Genomic DNA, 22,281 nt, shown 5'->3' on the forward strand with positions numbered 1-22,281 from the left:
TGTTAATCCTTCGTCACGCGGTTGGCTTCCTCAAGGCTGGTCACACCCTCAATTACTTTCTTAAGGGCGGACTGGCGAAGATTCTGGAAGCCTTCGGCCTGAGCCTGCTTTGCAATTTTAATGGAGCTGGCTTCTTCCATAATCATGTTCGCCAGCTCGTCGGTAATCTTGACCACCTCGTAAATACCGACGCGGCCTTTATATCCACCATTGCATTTATCACAGCCCTTGGGGCGGTACAACGTGAAGCCTGTATCAATTTGTTCCTGTGTGAACCCTTCGGCTATAAGCACGTCGTGAGGGATGTCTGCGGGTTTCTTGCAGCTGTTACATAGTCTCCGGCCCAGCCTCTGGGCAATGATTAGGCTCACCGATGTGGCGATGTTGAAAGCGGGCACCCCCATGTTCATCATTCGGGTAAGCGTTTCCGCCGCGCTGTTGGTGTGCAGGGTTGAAAGCACCAGGTGGCCGGTCTGGGCAGCCTTGATGGCGATATTGGCGGTTTCCAGATCACGGATCTCACCCACCATGATTACGTCCGGATCCTGGCGGAGGAACGCCCGCAGGGCTTCAGCAAACCCCAGACCGACCTTGGTATTCACGTTCACCTGGTTAATGCCTTCCAGGTTGATCTCGGCCGGGTCTTCCGCTGTGGAGATGTTCAGTTCCGGCGTATTCAAGATGTTCAGGCCGGTGTATAGGGAAACGGTTTTACCCGACCCGGTGGGGCCGGTTACCAGAATCATGCCCTGCGGTTGTTGCAGTGCATCCATATAGAGCTTCTTCTGGTCTTCCTCGTACCCAAGAACATCGATGCCGAGCTTGGCCTGGCTGGGGTCCAGAATTCGCAGAACAATCTTCTCGCCCCACAGCGTCGGCAGGGTGTTAACCCGGAAATCGATGGCTTTAGTCTTGGATAGCTTCATCTTGATCCGGCCATCCTGGGGAACCCGGCGCTCCGAAATATCCAGCTGCGCCATGATTTTTACCCGGGCCGAGATCTTGGGGGCCAGCTTGATAGAGGGGCGGGACATCTCCTTCAAAATGCCATCCGTCCGATAACGTACCCGGTACACTTTTTCGTAGGGCTCAAAGTGGACGTCCGACGCACCACCCCGAATCGCATCCAGAAGCATTTTGTTGACATACTTTACTATGGGGGCGTCATCAACATCGCTGGTGCTAACTGCTCCATCGTCTTCCTGTTCGCCACCTTCGGTTTCTACGCCTTCAAGATCGGCGTCATCGAGATCTCCCATCGAAGAATCATGGGACTCCAGGTACTTGTCGATGGCTTCGTGCAGTTTTGCGTCATCAACCAGTATGGCGTCCGTGCTGAGGCCAGTGTTGAACTTGATTTCATCCAGCGCCTGGATATTCGTAGGGTCAGAAACCGCAATAAACAGGCGGTTTCCGCGTTTGTAAAGGGGGAGTGCGTTGTGCTTGCGAACCAGTTTCTCATCAACCACTTTTTCCGGAAACATTTCCGGAAGGAAGGAGCTGAGGTCCAGAACGGATACGCCAAACTCCATGGCGGCGGAAAAGGCCAGCCCGCTGCTGTCCGCTAACTTGTTCTGAACAAGATAGGTGATCAGGGGAATGCGGTTCTGGGAGGCCTGGATAAAGGCGTCCTTTGCGGTCGCCTCATCGAGCAGCCCGTCCTCCACAAAGCGTCGTGCGAGGCCGGTAAGCGTTACGTTGGATTTGTTGGTAGCCATAAAGGATATAAAGAGTGCTGCCTAAGTTGCTGAAACTCTGCCAAGAGCGAATGAACATGAGTTTAGATGTCCCGGAATGGTTTGGAAAGTCACGAACTGTAAAGCATGATCCTGCTCAAGAATTGAGGGCGTGGAAGAGTGGTGAGATTTAGTGGGTTGGTGACCAAAATTGTCACACTCTGACGCTGATTGACATTGTTTCACATTTGCGTCTAGTGTGATCTGGTTCACGTGGGGCCCGCATCGCGCTGTTATCCGGGCATTTATTAATTTAATCAGGATGTTGGCACGCCCCCTGCTTGCAAGTCCCTCAGGCTCAAACCGGTTGCGGGGCGCAGCTCCACCGGCCCCGGAGCCATTCCGAGTTCAAAAAACCGACTAACACTGAGGTTCAATATGAAAAACATTCAGATGAATCAAGCGCAAAAGGGTTTTACGCTGATCGAACTGATGATCGTTGTGGCGATCATTGGTATTCTGGCGGCTGTTGCTATTCCGGCTTATCAGGACTACACCACCCGTGCAAAGATCACCGAAGGTATCGCGGCGGCTAATGCTGCTCGGACGACTGTGAGTGAATACCGGATTTCCACGGCGAATTGGCCAGACAACGCTACCAGTGCGGGCTACACGTCACCTGACTCGCAGTACGTAACTGCTGTTACTATCAACAATACTACTATCTCCGTCGCCTTCAAGGCAGATGCTGGTGTTACTGCAGGATCTACCATCGTCTACCGTGGTACTGTTAACGCAGGATCGGTCGAATGGACATGTACTGATGGTGACGTACCTGGCAAATTCCGTCCGGCTAACTGCCGTTAATCAGTAATCAGGCTTGCGAAGATAAAGTTTTCTGCTTCCAAGAGTGGTTAGAATGGCCGGCATATATGCCGGCCATTTTTTTGGATACACTATGCGCATAGACAGACAGTTCCTGCTTTCACTGCTCGTACCCTTTTTCCTCCTGACAGTTGTTTTCCTCTTGTACAAACCAGGGGTTACCGGGCCATTTCTTTTGGATGATCCGATTCATTTCCAGAAATTGGCAGGTAGTGATGGAGAGATTGACACCACCGCTGAGGTTCTGGAGTTGGTTGGTAGTGGATCAAGTGCTACCGGGCGCCCGTTGAGCTTTCTGTCACTGTTGATTGATGATAATGCTTGGCCTGCCCCCCCCCTGGAATTCAAGCTAACCAATGTTCTATTCCATGTATTGAATGCGTTACTGGTGTTCTGGCTTGCATACCGCCTACTAGTGCTATTGCCGCGTTACTCCAGCAAAGAGTCGATTTTTTTGGGGGCGACCATCGCGCTTATCTGGGCCATTGCGCCGATTCAGGTTTCCTCCGTGTTCATGACCATTCAGCGAATGACATTGCTGGCTGGAACCATGTCGTTGGTGGCCTTGATTTTATTAACCTATGCCTGGAATCAGCATCAGCGCCCTAAAGCGACCGTCCTGATATTCTGTGCAGGTTTTGTCGCTGTGGTCGGTTTGTTATTCAAAGAAACAGCGATTTCAATAGTCTTTTATGCAGCGTGTATCGGCTTTCTGATAAAGCAGCTCCGAGGGGATAATCCCCATTTGTACAGGTTGGCAGTTGCATTTTCCGTTCTGGTTGTGCTGATGCTCATTTCGTATTACGTGTTGAATGTCTCCCGAATGAGCGAGTTGTATGCAAAGCGCACGTTTACAATGACTGAGAGGTTGCTGACAGAAGGTCGCATAATCGTCGACTATCTGGCTCAGATATTCCTTCCCCGAATGTCGGAATCCGGGGCGTTTCACGATGATTACCCGGTCTCCAGAAATCTTTTTCACCCCTTATCTACATTCTTTTGCTGGTTGTTTCTGATCGCGACTATCGTAATCGGCACCTTGTTGCGAAAGAGGGTGCCTTTGTTGTTTTTTGGAGTGGCGTGGTTTATTGCTGGCCACTTTCTGGAATCGACGTTTTTGCCGTTGGAGCTGTATTTTGAGCACAGGAATTACCTGCCGTCGCTTGGTCTTTGGATTGCGTTGGTAGTCGGGGTATACCATTTTCTGAGAATTAAAGGGACAGCGCTGGTATTTGCCCCCTATTTACTGCTTCTGGCTATTGTGACTTTTGGCTCTACTACAACCTGGGGGCAGCCGGGCGTACTGTTTCACGTTTGGCTACAAGACAACCCCCAATCTCTCAGGGCGCGAATAGAGGTTGTCCGGTACGAGCTTGAACAAGGCCGCTTTTCTGAGGCTAAAAGGATCTTCCTGGAAGGCCAGGATTACATCAAAAGGGATGCCGGGTACTACCTGTATGGCTTTATTGTGGATCGGTGTAATAATTTCAATGAAAGGTTCATAGACTATGACCTAGAAGGGCTTTTGGAAGTTATAGACAGGGCAAGGTTTGAACACGCCAGTCTTGAAGGCCTCAACTGGCTTACCGAGCGGATTGGGACTGATCGCTGCAACCTGCAATTGAATGAGCTTGAATCCATTACCTCAAGATATCTTCAGACCGAGGCCTTCACCCAGGTAACGGGCGCGAGAATCAGTATTGAAAACAATATGGCGAAGTTGGCAACGAAGCAGGGTAATCTAGACAAGGCAATTAGCTATCTTGAATCCAATTACCAACTCTCCAAGGATGTTGGGTATCTTCTCAACGCTGCGTACCTGCTTGCTTCAGCCGGGCTATTCGAAAGCGCCGAGTTATTCCTGGATCGGAGTGAGGCAATCATCGGTTCGTCTATTAATCCGTTTGAGAAGAGAAAGAATGAAATCCAGTTGGGGGATGTAAGAAATGCCCTTGGGGTTTTCAAGGCTCAGGAATCGAAGATAAAAGAGGTAAACTAGAATGAAAGTAACGGGAGCCATTGATGTCATTATCCCCGCTAAGGATGAAGCTGAGACGATCGGGGGGGTGGTCCAGGAGTTAGTCAGCCTTGATTTTGTCAATCAGGTGCTTGTTATAAACGATGGCTCCTCCGATGAGACCGAGTTGAGGGCGAGAGAGGCTGGCGCAAACGTGATCAGTCACCCGTATTCAAAAGGAAATGGTGCGGCAATCAAGACCGGTATTCTGAATGCCGAAGCTGACCTTATAGTCATGATGGATGCGGATGGCCAGCATCAACCTGGCGATATTGGCAAGTTGTTGAGTCGCCGGGAAGAAGGTGATTACGATATGGTTGTCGGTGCGCGCTCCAAGTCCGGACAGGCTAATTACCATAGGCATCTCGCTAACGAGATATACAATTTTCTTGCATCGAAAATTACTGAGCAAAAAATTGAAGATCTCACTTCTGGTTTTCGGCTTGTCAGTCGAATAAAGGCATTGGAGTTTCTGGAGCTTTTGCCGAACAAGTTTTCGTATCCAACTACCCTGACCATGGCTTTCTTCCGTTCCGGTTACTCCGTGGGCTACTGTCCTATCAATGTGAGAAAACGAACGGGGAAGAGTCATCTCAACCCGATAAAAGACGGTATTCGTTTCTTGTTGATAATATTTAAGGTTGCAACTCTTTACAGTCCATTGAAGGTGTTCTTCCCAATTTCGATCGCATTTGCATTGACGGGATTAATCTACGCTATTTTTACGCTTGTTGAGATGGGAAGATTTACCAATATGTCGGCATTACTGTTGACTACAGGGGTGATCATTTTTCTGATTGGGTTGATATCGGAGCAGGTCACTAGTCTGATCTACATAACACTAAGAAGGGGCCGTGAGTGAGGTGCAGTTTTATCGTGTCCACCGGAAGAACTGGTACGCAGTCCTTGGCTAGGGTTCTGGACCAAGTTCAGGGGGATTCTATAGCCGCTTATCATGAGCCGCGTCCAAGTCGAATCTTAAGGATTATCTCTACACTCCGTGCTGCTGGACTATTGCCTGATGGTCTTGCTTTGGTGTTTATAAAGACCTTAAGAAACAGTATGGTTAAAAAAGGAGAGCATAGCGTCTATGTGGAGTCTAACAACTTTCTGTTCGGGTTATGCGATCTGCTTTCCAATCATTTCGAAAATGGCCGGATTCTTCATATCGTTCGAGATCCAAGGACGTATGCGGAATCGCACATAAGGCATGGGGTTTTTAGAGGGGTTAAGGGTGTGGTTAGCCGCTTCTTCCCCTATTGGCTCATCAAGCCCAGACATTTAGGAATCAGAACAAAGAAACCTTGGTTGTGCATGTCTCAGCACCAAAGGCTTTTCTGGTTTTGGACCTTAGTGAATAAAGTAATAAGCGAAAGCTGTAGAGGCTTGGGGGAAAGGTACCGAGTCGTTAGATTTGAGGACTTGTTCTCTGACAGGGAGTTGTTTATTGATGTTTTGCTCTGGCTAGGCTTGTCGGAGGACAGAGTAGAGCAGGCGTCTGCCCTGATATCAACGCGTTATAATGTAGGAGAGCAGCCCTATGAAAAGGTTGGCGCAGCCGAACACATGTTGCTTGAAGATATATGTGGAGATCTTTTAGAACTCTACGGGTACCAGTTGTGAAGTTCCCACGTTATGTCAAGGTATTGATCTCAGTATTGTTCAGTATGTTGGCATTGGTGCTGGTTGTTCTATTTGTTGATATTCAATTACTAAATCCTGCTGAATATTCCATACAGTGGCTTCTTTTTGGGGTGTCGTCTGCCCTTTTTCTGGCAAACTATATTTTTCGTTCCGCAAGATTTCGTGAGTTCCTTACAGGCGAAGTCTCACATAGGTCGTTGCTGGGTGTTTCTTTGGTGCATGGCGCTTTGAACTATTTTTTTCCATTGAAAATGGGTGAGCTGTCATTCCCCTTATTGTCCAGGTTTTTTCTAGGCAGAACATTGCTGGAGTCTGGCGCGGCACTGATTCTATGTCGCATTCTGGACTTGTTTTTGGTGTTGGCACTATTTGTCTTGGTGTTGTTTGTGTGGGATGGCTCGCATCGATTATTGGTAGATCTAGGTTTAAGTGATACTGGAATTGTGTGGGTAGCCCTGTCTATTGCTTTTGGCATTGGTGTGGTGTCAATTGTGCTGTTTCATAAAAGGTTTGGTCTTCATCAGCGAGTATTGGCTAAGGTTTCCAATGTCAGTGGGTTTGGTGTCCGAATGCTGGTCAGACTGGCAATAGTGACATCCCTGATCTGGTGCTGCATATTGGGTAATTTTTATTTCCTGGCGGCGTGTTTAGGGTATCAGATTCCCCTAGCCGCCATGGTGATGGTTTCGGTTGTTATGACGCCGTTATCCCTGATTCCTGTTCAAGGCTTTGCAAATGTTGGAACGTTTGAGTTGGCTTGGGTAAGTGGCTTGGTATTGTTTGGATTTTCAAACAACGAATCTTTGGAAATCGCGATTAAAGTTCACATTCTTCTAACAATTCAAGTTATAGCAATGCTTGGCCTTGGCGCTCTTTTACTGGCAGCTGGAAAGCTCGGGGATAGATATGCATAGAAATAGATTGATGGATGTATACAATTTCTTGATGGATGTGTGCTTCCCGAAGTTTCGAATTATGTTCCTGCCCTTTTTTGTCATTCATCGCGCTTTTTTAGTGTTAAGGCGGACGTACTATCTTGGTGTGAATGAGTATTTGAAAACAAAATTTGCCACATGTGGTCGAGGGGTCAGGTTGAATGGGCGTGTTTTAGTTTCTGGATGCTCGCGAGTGTCAATGGGAAATAACGTTCATATAAATGACGGAGCTTATATTCGTGCTGAAGGTGGAGTTGAATTTGGGAATAATGTTCATATTTCGAGGAATTTCACGCTGTACTCGCGAAATCATCGGTATGAGGGTGATCTAATTCCCTATGATTCAGTAAATATTGGAAAACCCGTAAGAATAGCAGACAATGTTTGGGTGGGTATGAATGTTAGTGTCGCACCTGGTGTTCACATTGGTGAGGGTGCCATTATCGGCATGGGCGTTGTGCTAACGAAGGATGTAGCACCGTTTGAAATTGTTGTTCCTGTAAAGCCAATAGCAATCGGAGGAAGAGACACCGAACGCTATGCCGATCTGGTTGGGAAAGAACGATTCAGCGGCGCCTCAGGGTATATAAATAAGTATCTGTAATTTTGGGTATGAGAAAAGGATTGGAATATGACTTCAGGGACGGCTCACGCTATGTTTGCCTTATTTTTCTATTGTTTTTCAGTGTGATAGGGGGTGATCTCGAGCTTTATAGCGAACCTGCAGCTCCGAAAAACTTGTTTGTGCTGTCTGGTCAGTCGAATATGGAGAATCTGGATGTAGATAAATATTTCGCCCCAGTTGTAGAGAAGCGATTTGGTGAAAACAAAGTTTCTATAGTCAAAGCTGCAAAAGGATCAGAGCCAATTTCTTCTTGGTATGATGCGCACTCAGAAGATCGTCCAGAATCTAAAAAATCGCTCGGTGAGCTGTATCTTAAGTCTGTCGGACAAATAAAAGAAATATCAGGTAATACAGAATTTAGATCAGTCACATTTCTGTGGATGCAGGGTGAGCGGGACGCATATAAGTCGAAGGGGCCTTATTATGAAGCAAACCTTAAGGGGTTGCTTGGTGAGCTAAGCAAAGACACCGGATGTAGTAACATAAATGTCGTTATCGGACGATTGAGTGATTTTGGTACTGGTAAAAAAGAGTATCCGCATTGGAGCGTTATCAGGCGTATCCATGAAAAGGTGGCAAGCGAACGCGCCAACATCGTTTGGGTTGATACAGACGATTTAAATGACTTCCATACAGGTTCTGCGGCATCCCCAGTTGACAGGCTTCACTATACTGAGGATGGATATAAGTTGCTTGGTCGTCGATTTGCCAATGAGTCCATCAGGCTGCTTGAAAAGTTCGACTGCTCAAGTGCTTAAGCCTTCAACAAATACGTCAGTATAGTTGGCCTCGATGCGGCTTCGTCCGAGCGTCCATTGGGACTAGCCTAAACAGGGCAGGCGTCTATTGTGTTGGCATAGTCTCGTTAAAATTTCGGCCCAAAAACACCCAATCCTCCCCTCAACAATCTGGCATAGTACCCCCCCATCCAGCACTGTGCCGGGTTACGAGGTTACATGGGCGAGCAAGACCAGCAGAAAATCATTCAGATCAACATTCCTGTCCTGAGGGAGCGCACCGGGTCCGCGATCCGGGGTGTGGGTAATTTCACGTCGATGACGCTGAAGGTGCCCCGCGCATTCTGGCCAGTGGCCCGGTTGGCGGGCAACCTGGAACCCATTGATCATGCGCAGCTCAGCTCAGCGCTCGACGAGTTGTTTGACACGCTGTATGAGCATCCGCTGAATGTGCAGTCCCGCTCGCTGACGCGGGTGTTGCGCAAGTATCGCCTGATTCCCAATGAAGAAACCACCGAGGGGCTGATCCGCTTCCTGGTGGGGCAGGTGGTTACCCGCAGTCCGATCGAGGTGCCGGAGAGCGTCGTCGATGAATTCTGGAACTTCTTTCATGAGCTGCTTGACGCGCCAGAGCTGAAGGGGCTGATTGAACTCAACCTCGACATCGTCCGCCTGGTGCTTCGTTCCTACGAACCGCTGATCGTCGAGCTTGTGAATCGCCTCAAGGATATCCGCAAGGCCAATCAGGAAGGATTGGCGGATGTCGGCCGTAAGGTCAGTGTCCTGCGTCGGGATCTGGTGATTTTGCGGCGGCAGATCAAGGCTATTCGTCATATCAAGCCCTTCCTGCAAACCGACCCGAAGGACTTTGCCGCTCAGGCACAGATTGTCGCCCGCATGGTCCGGGAATTCGGCCCGCTATTTATCAAGATGGCCCAGGTCGCAGCCGCCAATGCCGATTTCCTACCGGAGGAAATTGCCACAGAGCTGGCGGTGTTCCAGGAAGATGTTGATCCGATGACGCCGAACGAAGTCAACGATGCCTTTATGGACTGCTTTGGCATGTTGCCGGGGGAGATGTACGTCCAGTTCGATGTGAAAAAGCCCTTGAAATCCGGGTCGATCGGTTCGGTGTACCTCACGAAGAAAGTCGTTCAGGACGACGGCGGGCTGGAGCGCCTGCAGCCGGTGATCGTCAAGGTGGCCCGTCATAACCTGGAGCGGGAGTTCCAGATGGGCAACCTGGCTATTGAGCTGATGCTGGTGAGCAGCCAGTTCTGGGCGCCGCACTCCAAACTGTTGCCATTCCTTCACGCGCTGTCGGACCAGGTGAAGGAGTTTACCCGGGGCTTTGAGCAGGAACTGAACTTTGAAGAAGAAGCGGTCATCCAGCGTCGTTTTGCGGCGCGTGCTCGGATAACCCGGGCCTGGCATGTGCCGGATGTGTTTGTGGCTACCAGCCGTATCCTGGAAATGGAGTACGTGGACGACGCTGTTTCCATCAAAAAAGCCATCGGCAGCCTGCAGGGATCGGAGCGAAAGCAGTTCCAGCGCACCCTGGGGGAGAACTTCCTGTTCACCCTGTTTGAGCACATCTTTGTTTATAACGAGCTCCATGGTGACCTGCACCCGGGCAATATCATGGTCTCGCCCGATGCGGAGCCTTACCTGATCGACTGGGGCAATGCGGTGCATATGGCCGGCAAGTGGAGCTTTGTTAGGGATTACATCATCAGCGTGCTGATGGCGGATACTGAGCGCCTGGGCGATATGCTGATTGAAATGAGTACCCACCCCGACAAGAACCGACTGCGCCGGGAGGAAATCATCGAGCGCCTGAGCGACACACTTGCGCGCCGGGAAGTCTCGCCGTTAACCGAGGATGCTTTACGCACCCTTTGGCGGGAGGGTGCGGCAGGTTTACATCGGCGTATGCAGACCGCGCTGCAGTTGCTGTCCAATACCTATCAACTGGGCATTGTGATTCACAGCGATTACTTGCACCTGTCCCGCTCCCTGGTGGCAATGGCTGGCGCGTACATCAACATTTATGATGGTTTGCCCCGCAGCCTGGTGGTTCGGGACACCGTCAAAAGCCTGGTGCTGTTTCCGCTCAACCTGGGGATGGCGCGGTTGAGTAACCGGGTGACCCGTCTTCAGGGTGGGTTATTGCCGGGGGTGGTCTGAGGTTGTCGGATTAGGCGAAGCCGTAATCCGACAACGTACCTAAACCTCCACCTCATCAAACAACTCCGGCACCTCAGCCTCCCACCCTAGCTCCTCCACAATACGCTTGCGCATCACATCACTGGCCACCATCTCCCCGTGGGTGACATACACCTTCTCTGGCTTCAGTTGTTCCTGTCCCAGCCATGTCAATATCTCCTGGTAGTCACCATGGGCAGACAGTGAATCCAGGTTATGGATGTCCGCTTTCACTGGCCAGTATTCGCCGTGGATTTTTACTGACTCCGCGCCGTGTACCAGTGAGTCTCCCCGGGTGCCCGGGGCCTGGAACCCGGCAAACACCACGCTGTTGCGTGGGTTGGGCAGCAGGGTCTTCAAATGGTGCAGTACCCGCCCACCGCTGGCCATCCCACTGGCGGAGATGATCACGCAGGGGTAGCGTGCCGAATCCAGTTTTATGGATTCCTCAACGGTGCGCACGAATTGCGTCTGGTCATCCATCATTTCGCATTGCGCGGCGCTTAGGCGGTGTTCCTTGTTGTGTCGGCAGAAGATCTCTGTGGCTTTTATGGCCATCGGGCTGTTCAGGTACACCGGCAGTTTGGGGATACGCTGTTGGCCCATGATCTTGTGAATCAGATATAGCAGCATCTGGGCCCGGCCCACGGCGAACGCCGGCATCAGCACAATGCCGCCGCGGCCGGCGGTTTTGGTGATGATCTGCGCCAGTTCTTCCTCGGGATCCGTTTCCGCGTGGCGCCGATCACCGTAGGTGGATTCACACACCAGGATGTCCGCTTTCTGAAGGGACTCCGGCGGTCGCATGATCACATCCTCCTGCCGACCGACATCGCCAGAGAACACCACCGTGCGATCACTCGCCTTCTGGTGGACGTGCACGCAGGATGAACCCAGTATGTGGCCGGCAGGCGTGAAGGTCACCTCCATACCTTTTACCGGTTCAAAGGTTTCATGGTAATGCAGGGATTCGAAATGCTTTAGTGCTTCCCAGGCGTCCTTCTCGGTGAACAGCGGTTCTGGCTTTTCATGTTTGGAGAACTTCTTGCGGAAGGCGTATTTGGCGTCCTCTTCCTGAAGAAAACCGGCATCCGGCAGCAAAACTTTGCACAGATCGTGGGTGGCCTTGGTGCAGTAAACCTTGCCCTTGAAGCCGTTTTTCACCAGTGCCGGCAGGTAGCCGCTGTGATCGATATGGGCATGGGTCAGTACCACGGCGTTAATAGTGGAAGGCTCTACCGGGAAGGGCGCCCAGTTTCGTCTGCGCAGGGTTTTTACACCCTGGTACATGCCGCAATCCACCAGCAACCGGTGCTTGTCATCTGTTAGAAGGTAACGGGAACCGGTTACGGTGCCGGCGCCGCCGAGGAAGCGCAGTTTCATGGGCTGACTCCATTCAGTGAGTGCTGATAGTCAGCTTAGCGCAATGTGGGGAGTGCCGATTTGATTTGTGTCGGGTTGGTGTTCATCAATCGCCACAGCACTAACACCACCCCCCGCCACTCCGTTAAACTACCCCAAAACCCACCAGCAGGACGTCCCTTCATGCAATACAGCGCCATCCTCCCCGACATCATCAGGATTGCCGATGAAGCCGGAGAGCAGATACTTCCTATTTACGAATCCGATTTCGAGGTTCACTACAAAGAAGATCAATCCCCCATCACCGCTGCGGACATGGCCAGCCACGATGTCATTGTAAAAGGCCTGGAAAGCCTCAACCCAGACATTCCGGTTCTGTCTGAAGAGGGCGCCAGCATCCCCTGGGACGAGCGCAAACACTGGCGCCGATTCTGGCTGATCGATCCCATCGACGGCACCAAGGAGTTCACCCAGCGCACGGGTGAATTCACCGTCAACATCGCCCTGATTGACGACGGCGAACCGGTCATGGGAGTGGTCACTGCGCCGGCTTTGAAGGAAGCCTTCTGGGGTATCAAAGGCGAGGGTGCCTACAAGCGGGATCACACAGGCGAGGTCAGCCCCATTCAGGTTGTTGCGCCGACAGCCGCCAAAAGGGTCGTCGCCAGCAAGAACCATATGAATGACGCAACCCGCAGCTTTATAGATAAGCTTGGCGAGCATGAACTGGTGCAGGCCGGCAGCTCCCTGAAGTTCTGCCGCCTGGCGGAAGGACTGGCGGATATCTATCCGCGCCTGGGCCCCACCTGCGAATGGGACACCGGTGCAGCCCACGCAGTGCTGATCGCCGCTGGCGGCAAAGTGGAAACCCTGGAAGGCCAACCGCTAAAATACGGCAAGGAAGACGTACTGAACCCCCATTTCATTGCGTCCGGAAAGTAAACCCATGACCTGGTACGCACTGCAACACAAACCTGCCCAGGGTGACCGGGCTCTGGAAAACCTCCAGAACCAGGACATCGCCTGCTTCTATCCCAAGATCACTGTGGAGAAAATCAAGGCGGGGAAGCGCACACGCAAACTCGAGCCGCTATTCCCTGGCTACCTGTTTGTGAACCTGGAGCAGACCGACCCCATGTGGTCCAAACTCCGCTCCACCCGGGGCGTGCTGCGGGTGGTTGGTTTTGCCAACAAGCCAGCCCCAATCGCGGATGACGTTATTGAGCATGTCAGGGATAGCTTGCATACGGTGGCGGAGCAGGGCGGCATTAAGCCGGGGCAGTCGATTGAGCTCAGTGAGGGGCCGTTTCAGGGGCTGGAGGCGATTTTTCAGGCTTATGATGGGGACGAGCGGGCGATTGTATTAATTAGTTTTATGCAGAAGCAGCAGAGTGTGAGAGTGCCGGTTTCCTCTATCCGGCGCTCGTAAGGCATATGTTGCCCCTCCCCTTGGTGCTCCCTCCTACTTTTTTGGGCCTGTCGAGGAACGGAATTTCTGAGTTATCGTCTTTCATCTAAGAGTAACGGTTGCCAGATCCTGACTGCTTTCGAATAAGGATTAACTGAAAAACTGCGCCAGTTCCCGTAGAATTCGCGCATCTTTACAAACGCACATAGCATGCAGGCAGTTTTCCTTGTGAAAACGGGCCGCGCCTGACGCACTGAATAGGGCTGGTGGGGCGGTAGCGTGCCTGGATCAATAACTTAAGCATGACTCGGACTTGAATCGATGAATAGTACTCTAGATCAGCGACCGCATTGTGATGATGAAATCAGCTTGGTGGACCTGGCTGCCACTTTTATAAGGCGGCGCCGGATTTTTTACGTGGCGTTTTTGGTGACTACGTTGGGGGGCTTGGTCTATGCGCTGCTTGCACAAGAAACTTACCAGTACACCAGCTTGCTTCAGGTTGCTGAAAAAGGCCCTAGTAAGTACGTAGAAGAGCCTTCAACAACGATTGCCACGCTTGAGAATCGTTGGCTTCCGGAGCAGGAAACAATATTTCGCGCAGAGACTGACAAGAAGTTACCTTTCAAGGTGACTTTTTCTAACCCCGAAAACACTGGATTAATTCGATTTGTATCAGAAGCTTCGGTAGACAATAAAAGCGATGTAGAGCAAACCCATCAGAACCTAATAGACAGTGTTAAGGAGCGTCAAGGTACTTTAATCGAGCGGGAAAAGCGAAGCCTCCAGGGCCGCATTGATTCGGTGGAGCGGGCACTCGAAACTTTGCAAGGTGGAGAGGACACCGGGGCCGCTATTGCAGAGGCGTTTGAGCGCAAAGTAGGCCTTGAAAGTGATCTTGAGGCGCTCAAGGCTGCGGAAGTGTTGGTAGTAAGCCGCCAAAGCGCGGATAAAGCCGGTCCGGCCCGCGCTTTAATCGTTGTTCTTGCAGCAATTTTTGGTGGAATGATGGGAGTATTCCTGGCCTTCTTTGCACAGTTTGCGACGTTGGTGAAGTCGCAATTAACAGAAGAAACGGCAGAGTAATTCAGAACTCGCAATCGAACGGGCGAACATCTTGATGAAGCTATTAATAACAGGCGGGGCGGGGTTCATAGGTTCTGCGGTTATCCGCCATATCATCGCGAATACAGATGATGAAATCGTAAACGTAGACAAGCTGACTTACGCAGGAAATTTGGAGAGCCTGGCGGAGGCCAGTGATTCTCCCCGTTACGCGTTTGAGCAAGTGGATATCTGCAACCGGGCTCAGCTCGATCGTGTATTTTCCGAACATCAACCAGATGCAGTTATGCACTTGGCTGCCGAGAGCCACGTGGATCGTTCAATAGATGGTCCCGCAGCCTTTATCGAAACCAATATTGTAGGTACATACACATTATTGGAAGCTGCAAGACAGTACTGGAACACTCTTGAGGCGGACAGAAAATCCAGCTTTCGCTTTCATCACATAAGCACCGACGAGGTCTACGGCGATCTGGCAGAGTCCCCCTCTCCTCCAGCGGGAGAGGGGGCAGGGCGGTCCGACGTATCGGAGAGAGGGGAGATTCTCCCCCTATTCACCGAGCAAACTCCCTACGCCCCAAGCAGCCCTTACTCAGCAAGCAAAGCGAGCTCCGACCATCTAGTGCGGGCATGGTACCGCACCTACGGGTTACCGGTGTTAGTAACCAACTGCAGTAACAACTACGGCCCCTACCACTTCCCGGAAAAGCTCATCCCGCTGATGATTCTAAACGCCCTGGATGGAAAGCCGTTGCCTGTCTACGGCAAAGGTGATCAGATCCGCGATTGGCTCTATGTTGAGGATCACGCCCGGGCACTGTACAAAATAGTTGCTGAAGGTAAAGTAGGTGAAACATACAACATCGGTGGCCATAACGAAAAACAGAACATAGAGGTCGTCCACACCATTTGCGATATCCTCCAGGAGCTGCGCCCTCAGGAAAACAGCTACCGGGATCTGATCGCCCACGTAAAAGACCGCCCGGGCCATGACCTGCGTTACGCCATAGACGCCAGCAAGATGCAGCGGGAACTTGGCTGGTTTCCGGAAGAAACCTTCGAAACCGGTATCCGCAAAACCGTCGAGTGGTACCTCAACAACCTCAATTGGTGCCAGCGAGTTCAGGACGGCAGTTACCAACGCGAGCGACTGGGTGCAAACGCATGAATATTTTATTGCTAGGCAAAACTGGTCAAGTCGGCTTTGAGCTCCACCGCACGCTATCCCCGCTAGGTAGGATCAATGCCCCGGGGAGGGCAGAGCTGGATCTGGCGGACGAACAGGCGGTAGCGGCGTATTTGGCCACCACTAAACCCTCGATTATTGTAAATGCCGCGGCATGGACGGCGGTCGACGCAGCCGAAGAACAGAAGGTTGAAGCTGAACGTCTGAACGCCGGGCTGCCTGAACAGTTGGCCGCTTGGGCCAAAACGCAAAATTGCCGACTGGTCCATTTCAGCAGCGACTATGTTTATCCTGGCACAGGCGAATCCCCTTGGCAGGAAACAAGCCCCACTGGCCCTTTAAGTCACTACGGCAAAACTAAGCTTGAAGGTGACCATGCCATCGACCAAAGCGGTGCCGATCACCTCATCTTCCGCACCAGTTGGGTATACAGTGCTCGGGGGAACAACTTCATGAAAACCATGCTCCGCCTAGCAAAAAAGAAAACTGAACTCAATATTGTGGCAGACCAGGTTGGTAATCCTACCCCTGCACGCCTGATCGCACAGGTCACCACTCTGGCTATACACAACGAATTGGAAAAGGGCTTGTATAATCTATCCCCAAGTGGTGAAACCAGTTGGCAGGGCTTCGCAACAGAAATCTTTAAACAGGCTCGCCGGGCAGGAGAGGAGCTAACACTAAATCCCGAAAAAGCCCATCCTATCCCAACCAGCGCCTACCCGACGCCAGCACAAAGGCCATTGAACTCAAGGTTGGACGTAACAAAGCTTGAGCAGGCTTTAAACATCCAGCTTCCGGATTGGCAAAGTCAACTGGCTCTCACCTTGTGCGAATATCTGGAGACGTAATGAAAGGCATCATCCTCGCCGGAGGCTCCGGCACACGTTTGTACCCAATCACGAGAGGAATCTCCAAACAACTTCTCCCGGTGTACGACAAACCCATGATCTACTATCCACTGTCTGTTCTCATGTTGGCGGGCATACGGGATATACTTGTCATCACTACGCCCGAAGATCAGGATGGCTTCAAACGCCTCCTCAACGATGGCAGTCAATGGGGTATAAGCCTGAGCTATGCCGCCCAGCCCAGCCCGGAAGGCCTAGCGCAAGCCTTCATCATCGGCGAAGACTTTATCGGCAAAGATAGCGTATGCCTGGTACTGGGCGACAATATCTATTACGGCCAGGGCTTGAGTAAAATGCTGCAAACGGCCGCTAAGCGTGACAAAGGGGCCACCGTGTTTGGCTATCAGGTCACGGACCCTGAGCGTTTCGGCGTGGTGGAGTTTGACGATAATCAGCACGCTATATCCATTGAAGAAAAACCAGTCAGTCCGAAATCTGACTACGCGGTCACTGGCCTCTACTTCTATGACAATGACGTCGTGGAAATCGCAAAACAGGTAAAACCCTCAGACCGGGGCGAACTGGAAATCACGAGCATTAATCAGGCGTACCTGGAGAGAGGCGAACTGAGCGTGGAGCTGCTAGGCCGAGGCTTTGCCTGGCTGGATACCGGCACTTTTGACTCCCTGCATGACGCCGCTGGCTTTATTGAAACCTTGGAAAAACGCCAGGGCCTCAAAATCGCATGCTTGGAAGAAATTGCTTACCGCATGGAGTTTATCAGCGAAGAGAAACTGCTGGTCGAAGCAGAAAACCTCAAAAAGAATAGCTACGGCGCCTATCTGAAGAAACTGGTCAAGTCAGCCAAGTAAGCGAAATTTATGAAAATCTCCGAAACCAAGATTCCTGATGTCAAACTCATCGAACCCAAAATGTTCGGTGACGAGCGTGGCTTCTTTATGGAAACCTGGAACGAAAAAGTCTTCCGCGAAGCGGGTATTGACGCCACATTCGTACAGGACAACCACAGCCGCTCAGTGAAGAACACCCTGCGAGGCCTGCATTACCAGATCAAACAGCCCCAGGGAAAACTAGTACGTGTAACACGAGGTGAAGTGTTTGATGTTGCTGTAGACTTGCGCACCAATTCCCCCACCTTTGGCCAGTGGGTAGGGGAGTATCTCTCGGAACAAAACAATCGCATTTTGTGGGTTCCACCGGGATTCGCCCACGGATTTCTGGTAACCAGTCGAACGGCTGATTTTCAGTACAAGTGCACGGATTTTTATGCACCTGAGTATGAGCGCTCGATTCTCTGGTCTGATAGTGCAATCGGGATAGATTGGGGATTGAAGGGGACAGACGAGCCATTGCTTTCGAATAAGGATCGGGAGGGAATGCGTCTCGAGGATGCCAAGTCTGAGCTAAAGCTTTATTACTAACAATGTGCAACGATATTCGAGGTTGGGATTGAGCCCATAGGGTCATGCCACCTACTCATATTCAGGGCCATTTCAGTTGAGTCATAAGCAACAATTGATAAGAAATTTCATGGGTGTTGGGGTGATGAATTTAATATCGATCCCCATAAGTCTCGCGACAAGCATAATTTTGGCCCGAGTGCTCGGGCCTGAACATTTTGGGCAATATGCTTTTGTGATGGCACTGGTTCCGCTTCTGGCACTCCCCGTCAGCGGAGGCTTGCCACAGCTTTTAACCAGAGAAGTGGCGGCTTTTGCTCACTCCGGGAGTTGGTCATTTTATAAGGGAGCGTTGAAGGCGGCTCATGGCTGGGTACTGGCTGGTTCAGTAATAATTCTAGGGACGTTCTGGTTTTTTAGAGTTGGTTTTGAGCTGATACCGAGCGATGGTAAATGGGCACTGTTACCGGTTGCAGTTCTGATAGTCCCTTTGCTTGGTCTTGGAGCCATTCGAAATGGCGCTATAAAAGGTTTAGGGAGACCGGCTTATGCAGAAATGCCCCAGCAGTTTATTCAACCAATCTTTATTTTGGTGTTCGTTGCAACTGCTGCCTGGTTTGGGGTTCTGGACACAAAAAAAGCAATTTGGGCACAGGTTATTGGGGCAGTTGTTGTATTTTTAATAGCTTGCTGGATGTTTTATAGAGTGCACCCGGCGCAAGCAAATCACTTCGAAGCAGATTTCAAATGGGCTAGCTGGGGACGCTCACTCTTACCGTTCAGTTTACTGGCACTAGTAAGCACCTTAAACGCCCAGATTGGCATCATTTTTCTCGGGATGCTTAGTTCTGATGATCAGGTTGCTGCTATGCGAGTCGCAGAGCGAGGCGGCCAGTTTGTAGTCTTGTCTTTAACATTGGTAAACATGGTTATTGCTCCCTATATAGTCCAGGCCCATCAAGATAGCGATAGAATAAAATTACAACAACTAGCCCAACGGTGTGCTCGGGGAAGCTTTGTGTTGTCGCTGCCTGTAGCGTTGGCCTTGATCTTTGGTGGAGAAAAATTAGTTAGTCTGGTCTTTGGGCAAGATTATGCTTCAATATCTTATTTCCCAGTCTTAATTATTGCGTTAGGTCAACTGTTGAATGTTTTCTTTGGGTCTGTTGGACACCTCCTGTCAATGAGTGGTAACGAAAAATATACACTCGTTGGTCAAGTTATTGCGGTCGTATTGAATGTTCTGCTTTGTCTAATGCTTATTCCGAGTTTCGGAGCAGTTGGTGCAGCTATTGCGGTTTCAATAAGTATCGTAGTGTGGAACTTGGTCTTGGCTTATTTTGTTTTCCAAAAGTTAAAGATAAGACCGACAGCGTTTTAGAAAACTTAAGAGGTGGTAAGTGCCAGTTTTTTCAAAAGGTGAAATGAATATTCTGTTTGTACATATTCCAAAATCTGCAGGCTCCAGTATCGAGCGAATTGGTTCCGATTTGGGATGGGAAGAAAGCTTTTCTGTAAGAGGTAAGGCGCTGAAAAATTTAGAGTATTATAAAGCTACTCTTCAACATTTACATGTTGAACCTTTGGAGCTTTTGTTGAACTTCGATAATTTTGATGCAATCTTTACTGTAGTAAGAAATCCATTTTATCGCTTCAAGTCTGAATACTATTGGCAGAGAGCTCAAGGGATTACTGATCTGGGAGTCGGCGAATGGATTTGCGACACCTTTGAAAAATATTCTAGAAACCAATACGTCTACGACAATCACATCCGGCCACAAGTAGATTTCCTGTCTGATCACGAGAAGTTTCAAGTGTTTAAACTGGAAGAAGGCGGTGTTGATAAAGCGAGAGAAGTATTTTTGTATCTTTCTTCAGCGCAAGCACCCAAAAATTTTTGGGAAAAGTATGTCCGCCCAAAGTTAATGCTAGAAAGGCAGGAAAAACGCTCTGTCAAAGATCCAGAGGTAGAGGCAATGTTCGCTGAGCACTACGATAAGATCGTTGAGTTCTATAAGGAAGATTTTTCAGCCTTTTCGTATAAGATTTGACATCTAAAGTATTTCTGTTGCTGACGATGGTATAGAAAATATGAAAATATCCATAGCCATGGCTACCTACAACGGTTCCGAATACCTGAAAGCACAACTCCAAAGTTTTGAGGACCAAACCCGTCTGCCGGACGAGCTGATCGTGACAGATGATTGTTCAACCGATGAGACAGAGACCATTGTTCGCGACTTTGCTAAAAGTTCACCATTCAAAGTTGAGTTTTACCGTAACGGAAAGAATCTAGGCTACTGCGGTAATTTCAACGCAGCGTTGATGAAAACCACCGGCGATCTGGTATTTCTGAGCGATCAGGACGATGTGTGGTTCCCGGAAAAAATTGAACACATGGTTGGCGTAGCCGAACATAACCCGCAAGCACTGGTAGTAATGAACGATGCTGCGTTAACGGATAATGTGCTGAATGAGGTGGGGTTGACGAAGGTAGGTCAGATTCGATCCGCTGGCTATAGTATGGACAGCTTTGTCATGGGCTGTTGTTGTGCTGTTCGTCGCGAACTGTTGGATATGTGCATGCCGATACCCGCTGGCGCAACAGGCCACGACAACTGGCTGGTGCAATTTGCTGACGGGTTGAACGCTAAAGTGATGGATCGGACCGTGTTGCAGTATTACCGCCGGCACGAATCGAATGAGTCTCAGTTTATCGCAAATAGAATCACTAAGGTTACCCGCACTCATGCACTTTTAAGCACAATCAAGAAGGTGCTAAGCCAAAACTCGGCAGATCAAGTAAGGCGCGGGTTACTGCAGCTACAGCTTTTTGTCGAAGGTGTTAGCAATGCGAAAACAAAGGCACCAGAGCATTACAAAGCGGAGCTGGCCGCACTGGAGAAACGATATCGACAGCGCACAGAAACTACTAAACAGCGCTTGGCTGTTATCGAAAAGCCATTTTTCTCAAGAGTTATAGCTGCCAGTAGTATGCTGATGCGTGGCGGGTATAGCAACGCGAATGGGGCCAGGTCTTTTATTCGGGATATTGTGGGTTAGGATTGAGGTGTACCCCAGTGGTCAGTCAAGCATCCTACGAGAGTGCCGCGAACCATCAACACCCTCTAGCCTTACATCAGAGCTTTGATCCCTAAAGGTATAACTCGCTAGGTGCAAGCCTTTTGAAACAAGATGAATTAGCAGTCAATAAAAATTTTATCCGGGTGGGCATATAACCTAATGAGCCATGACGCCAAAATACCAGAGGGTTCCCAAGCGCTAAAACCTAAAGTCAGTGTAGTAATGCCTACTCACAACAGAGCGAAGGAACTTCCTAGAAGTGTTGGGTCAGTGCTTTCGCAGTCTTTTAGAGATTTTGAGCTGATTATTATTGATGATGCTTCGACAGACAATACCGAAGAGGTTATTCATGGTTTTAAAGACTCACGAATTACCTATAAAAAATTAGAAGAAAATGTCGGTGGTGCTGAGGCGAGAAATGTTGGTGTAAGATTGGCCGAGACAGATATAATCGCTTTTCATGATAGTGATGACGAGTGGAGACCGCATAAGTTAGAAAAATCGATGAGCGTTATTAATGAGGATTGTGGCATTGGAGTTGTATTTTCATCATACATAAAGGTGAATGGTCGGCAATGCTATATTATGCCAAATGTCAAATTCTTTGATCAGTCTAAGTCGTTCTCGTCATTGCTAAAAAGAAATGTGGTGGGCACGCCGACACTAGTTGTCCGGAAAAGCCTAATATCTAGGGTTGAAGGCTTTGATCCTCAAATGGCGCGATATCAGGATTGGGAATTAGCTATACGTTTGTCTAAATTTTCTAGGCTCAAATTTATCGAGGAGCCTTTAGTCATTGCAAATACAACTGATGGAAGTATTTCATCTAGTGTCTCTTCTCATCTCTCAGCTTTGTTGAATATTTACAATAAGAATAAGACTGATATTAATGTAGATAATGATTTGAAGGCGGAGTGGTTATTCAAGAGGGGGGATGCTTTTCTTAGGTGCAATGATAGATCTGGCCGATTTATGCTTTTAAAGGCGTTTTTAATTAATCCAAGATGTTATAAGTTTGGTATTCTTTTTGTGGCTTCTCTGCTGGGTTGTTATGGCTATATTAAGATCTATGACTTTCTGTTGAATATTAAATCTCGATAAGGTTCTGGAAATTGTTAGGTGTTCTTGGAGGTTTGTTGTCCGCTTATTAAAAATCTAAGCAGTCCTAGTATTCTATAGT

At 49.7% G+C, this 22,281-nt stretch carries 20 protein-coding genes; 18 read left to right on the forward strand and 2 right to left on the reverse strand.

The genetic code is table 11. The features are described from left to right. Positions 1-2: 2 nt before the first annotated feature. Positions 3-1,718, reverse strand: coding sequence for a type IV-A pilus assembly ATPase PilB (gene pilB, locus ACQUWM_RS00255; RefSeq protein ID WP_428920783.1), 1,716 nt, complete (start codon positions 1,716-1,718; stop codon positions 3-5). A gap of 411 nt (positions 1,719-2,129) precedes the next feature. Between pilB and ACQUWM_RS00260 the strand changes: the two genes are divergently transcribed. From ACQUWM_RS00260 to ACQUWM_RS00290, 7 genes are all read left to right on the forward strand, one after another. Continuing rightward, positions 2,130-2,543, forward strand: coding sequence for a pilin (locus ACQUWM_RS00260; protein WP_428921408.1), 414 nt, complete (start codon positions 2,130-2,132; stop codon positions 2,541-2,543). A gap of 52 nt (positions 2,544-2,595) precedes the next feature. Beyond that, positions 2,596-4,560 carry a tetratricopeptide repeat protein gene (locus ACQUWM_RS00265; RefSeq protein ID WP_428920784.1) on the forward strand — a complete coding sequence of 655 codons (1,965 nt, stop codon included), beginning with the start codon at positions 2,596-2,598 and terminating at the stop codon, positions 4,558-4,560. 1 nt (position 4,561) lies between these two features. Then, positions 4,562-5,440, forward strand: a complete 879-nt coding sequence (locus ACQUWM_RS00270; RefSeq protein WP_428920785.1) for a glycosyltransferase family 2 protein — start codon at positions 4,562-4,564, stop codon at positions 5,438-5,440. A 757-nt stretch (positions 5,441-6,197) separates the two neighbouring features. Continuing rightward, positions 6,198-7,136, forward strand: coding sequence for a lysylphosphatidylglycerol synthase transmembrane domain-containing protein (locus tag ACQUWM_RS00275; RefSeq protein ID WP_428920786.1), 939 nt, complete (start codon positions 6,198-6,200; stop codon positions 7,134-7,136). Next, positions 7,129-7,761 carry an acyltransferase gene (locus tag ACQUWM_RS00280; protein WP_428920787.1) on the forward strand — a complete coding sequence of 211 codons (633 nt, stop codon included), beginning with the start codon at positions 7,129-7,131 and terminating at the stop codon, positions 7,759-7,761. The genes ACQUWM_RS00275 and ACQUWM_RS00280 overlap by 8 nt, the downstream gene beginning before the upstream one ends. 20 nt (positions 7,762-7,781) lie before the next feature. Continuing rightward, positions 7,782-8,540 carry a sialate O-acetylesterase gene (locus ACQUWM_RS00285; RefSeq protein WP_428920788.1) on the forward strand — a complete coding sequence of 253 codons (759 nt, stop codon included), beginning with the start codon at positions 7,782-7,784 and terminating at the stop codon, positions 8,538-8,540. A 198-nt stretch (positions 8,541-8,738) separates the two neighbouring features. Continuing rightward, entirely contained in the window at positions 8,739-10,706 is a 1,968-nt protein-coding gene (locus tag ACQUWM_RS00290) for an AarF/UbiB family protein (protein ID WP_428920789.1), read from the forward strand. A gap of 39 nt (positions 10,707-10,745) precedes the next feature. On the opposite strand, the gene ACQUWM_RS00295 is transcribed toward ACQUWM_RS00290, so the two are convergent. Next, positions 10,746-12,107 carry an MBL fold metallo-hydrolase gene (locus ACQUWM_RS00295; protein WP_428920790.1) on the reverse strand — a complete coding sequence of 454 codons (1,362 nt, stop codon included), beginning with the start codon at positions 12,105-12,107 and terminating at the stop codon, positions 10,746-10,748. A gap of 162 nt (positions 12,108-12,269) precedes the next feature. Here ACQUWM_RS00295 and cysQ point away from each other — a divergent pair, with 162 nt between their 5' ends. From cysQ to ACQUWM_RS00350, 11 genes are all read left to right on the forward strand, one after another. Continuing rightward, positions 12,270-13,028, forward strand: a complete 759-nt coding sequence (gene cysQ, locus ACQUWM_RS00300; protein ID WP_428920791.1) for a 3'(2'),5'-bisphosphate nucleotidase CysQ — start codon at positions 12,270-12,272, stop codon at positions 13,026-13,028. A 4-nt stretch (positions 13,029-13,032) separates the two neighbouring features. Then, complete coding sequence (rfaH, locus tag ACQUWM_RS00305; protein WP_428920792.1) at positions 13,033-13,515, forward strand: transcription/translation regulatory transformer protein RfaH; 483 nt, start codon at positions 13,033-13,035, stop codon at positions 13,513-13,515. Between the two features lie 300 nt (positions 13,516-13,815). Continuing rightward, positions 13,816-14,580 carry a Wzz/FepE/Etk N-terminal domain-containing protein gene (locus ACQUWM_RS00310; RefSeq protein ID WP_428920793.1) on the forward strand — a complete coding sequence of 255 codons (765 nt, stop codon included), beginning with the start codon at positions 13,816-13,818 and terminating at the stop codon, positions 14,578-14,580. Positions 14,581-14,614: 34 nt separating this feature from the next. Continuing rightward, positions 14,615-15,727 carry a dTDP-glucose 4,6-dehydratase gene (locus ACQUWM_RS00315; protein WP_428921409.1) on the forward strand — a complete coding sequence of 371 codons (1,113 nt, stop codon included), beginning with the start codon at positions 14,615-14,617 and terminating at the stop codon, positions 15,725-15,727. Further along, complete coding sequence (gene rfbD, locus ACQUWM_RS00320) at positions 15,724-16,596, forward strand: dTDP-4-dehydrorhamnose reductase (RefSeq protein WP_428920794.1); 873 nt, start codon at positions 15,724-15,726, stop codon at positions 16,594-16,596. The genes ACQUWM_RS00315 and rfbD overlap by 4 nt, the downstream gene beginning before the upstream one ends. Next, positions 16,596-17,468, forward strand: coding sequence for a glucose-1-phosphate thymidylyltransferase RfbA (rfbA, locus tag ACQUWM_RS00325; protein ID WP_428920795.1), 873 nt, complete (start codon positions 16,596-16,598; stop codon positions 17,466-17,468). The genes rfbD and rfbA overlap by 1 nt, the downstream gene beginning before the upstream one ends. 9 nt (positions 17,469-17,477) lie before the next feature. Next, positions 17,478-18,038, forward strand: coding sequence for a dTDP-4-dehydrorhamnose 3,5-epimerase (gene rfbC, locus ACQUWM_RS00330; RefSeq protein WP_428920796.1), 561 nt, complete (start codon positions 17,478-17,480; stop codon positions 18,036-18,038). 109 nt (positions 18,039-18,147) lie between these two features. Further along, on the forward strand, positions 18,148-19,398 hold the full coding sequence (locus ACQUWM_RS00335; protein WP_428920797.1) for a flippase: 1,251 nt from the start codon (positions 18,148-18,150) through the stop codon (positions 19,396-19,398). A gap of 19 nt (positions 19,399-19,417) precedes the next feature. Continuing rightward, positions 19,418-20,068 (forward strand): sulfotransferase family 2 domain-containing protein, encoded by a 651-nt coding sequence (locus ACQUWM_RS00340; protein ID WP_428920798.1) that lies wholly within the window; start codon positions 19,418-19,420, stop codon positions 20,066-20,068. A 58-nt stretch (positions 20,069-20,126) separates the two neighbouring features. Beyond that, complete coding sequence (locus tag ACQUWM_RS00345; protein ID WP_428920799.1) at positions 20,127-21,080, forward strand: glycosyltransferase; 954 nt, start codon at positions 20,127-20,129, stop codon at positions 21,078-21,080. Positions 21,081-21,260: 180 nt separating this feature from the next. Further along, positions 21,261-22,202 (forward strand): glycosyltransferase family 2 protein, encoded by a 942-nt coding sequence (locus ACQUWM_RS00350; RefSeq protein ID WP_428920800.1) that lies wholly within the window; start codon positions 21,261-21,263, stop codon positions 22,200-22,202. Positions 22,203-22,281 lie beyond the last annotated feature (79 nt).

This window comes from Marinobacter sp. DUT-3 (assembly GCF_050379435.1).
Taxonomy (GTDB): Bacteria; Pseudomonadota; Gammaproteobacteria; order Pseudomonadales; family Oleiphilaceae; genus Marinobacter.

Coding starts and splice junctions, on each gene's coding strand:
- pilB (WP_428920783.1), bottom strand. CDS start 1,718: ATGGCTACCAACAAATCCAACGTAACGCTTACCGGCCTCGCACGACGC.
- ACQUWM_RS00260 (WP_428921408.1), top strand. CDS start 2,130: ATGAATCAAGCGCAAAAGGGTTTTACGCTGATCGAACTGATGATCGTT.
- ACQUWM_RS00265 (WP_428920784.1), top strand. CDS start 2,596: ATGGCCGGCATATATGCCGGCCATTTTTTTGGATACACTATGCGCATA.
- ACQUWM_RS00270 (WP_428920785.1), top strand. CDS start 4,562: ATGAAAGTAACGGGAGCCATTGATGTCATTATCCCCGCTAAGGATGAA.
- ACQUWM_RS00280 (WP_428920787.1), top strand. CDS start 7,129: ATGCATAGAAATAGATTGATGGATGTATACAATTTCTTGATGGATGTG.
- ACQUWM_RS00290 (WP_428920789.1), top strand. CDS start 8,739: ATGGGCGAGCAAGACCAGCAGAAAATCATTCAGATCAACATTCCTGTC.
- ACQUWM_RS00295 (WP_428920790.1), bottom strand. CDS start 12,107: ATGAAACTGCGCTTCCTCGGCGGCGCCGGCACCGTAACCGGTTCCCGT.
- cysQ (WP_428920791.1), top strand. CDS start 12,270: ATGCAATACAGCGCCATCCTCCCCGACATCATCAGGATTGCCGATGAA.
- rfaH (WP_428920792.1), top strand. CDS start 13,033: ATGACCTGGTACGCACTGCAACACAAACCTGCCCAGGGTGACCGGGCT.
- ACQUWM_RS00310 (WP_428920793.1), top strand. CDS start 13,816: ATGAATAGTACTCTAGATCAGCGACCGCATTGTGATGATGAAATCAGC.
- ACQUWM_RS00315 (WP_428921409.1), top strand. CDS start 14,615: ATGAAGCTATTAATAACAGGCGGGGCGGGGTTCATAGGTTCTGCGGTT.
- rfbD (WP_428920794.1), top strand. CDS start 15,724: ATGAATATTTTATTGCTAGGCAAAACTGGTCAAGTCGGCTTTGAGCTC.
- rfbA (WP_428920795.1), top strand. CDS start 16,596: ATGAAAGGCATCATCCTCGCCGGAGGCTCCGGCACACGTTTGTACCCA.
- rfbC (WP_428920796.1), top strand. CDS start 17,478: ATGAAAATCTCCGAAACCAAGATTCCTGATGTCAAACTCATCGAACCC.
- ACQUWM_RS00335 (WP_428920797.1), top strand. CDS start 18,148: ATGGGTGTTGGGGTGATGAATTTAATATCGATCCCCATAAGTCTCGCG.
- ACQUWM_RS00345 (WP_428920799.1), top strand. CDS start 20,127: ATGGCTACCTACAACGGTTCCGAATACCTGAAAGCACAACTCCAAAGT.
- ACQUWM_RS00350 (WP_428920800.1), top strand. CDS start 21,261: ATGAGCCATGACGCCAAAATACCAGAGGGTTCCCAAGCGCTAAAACCT.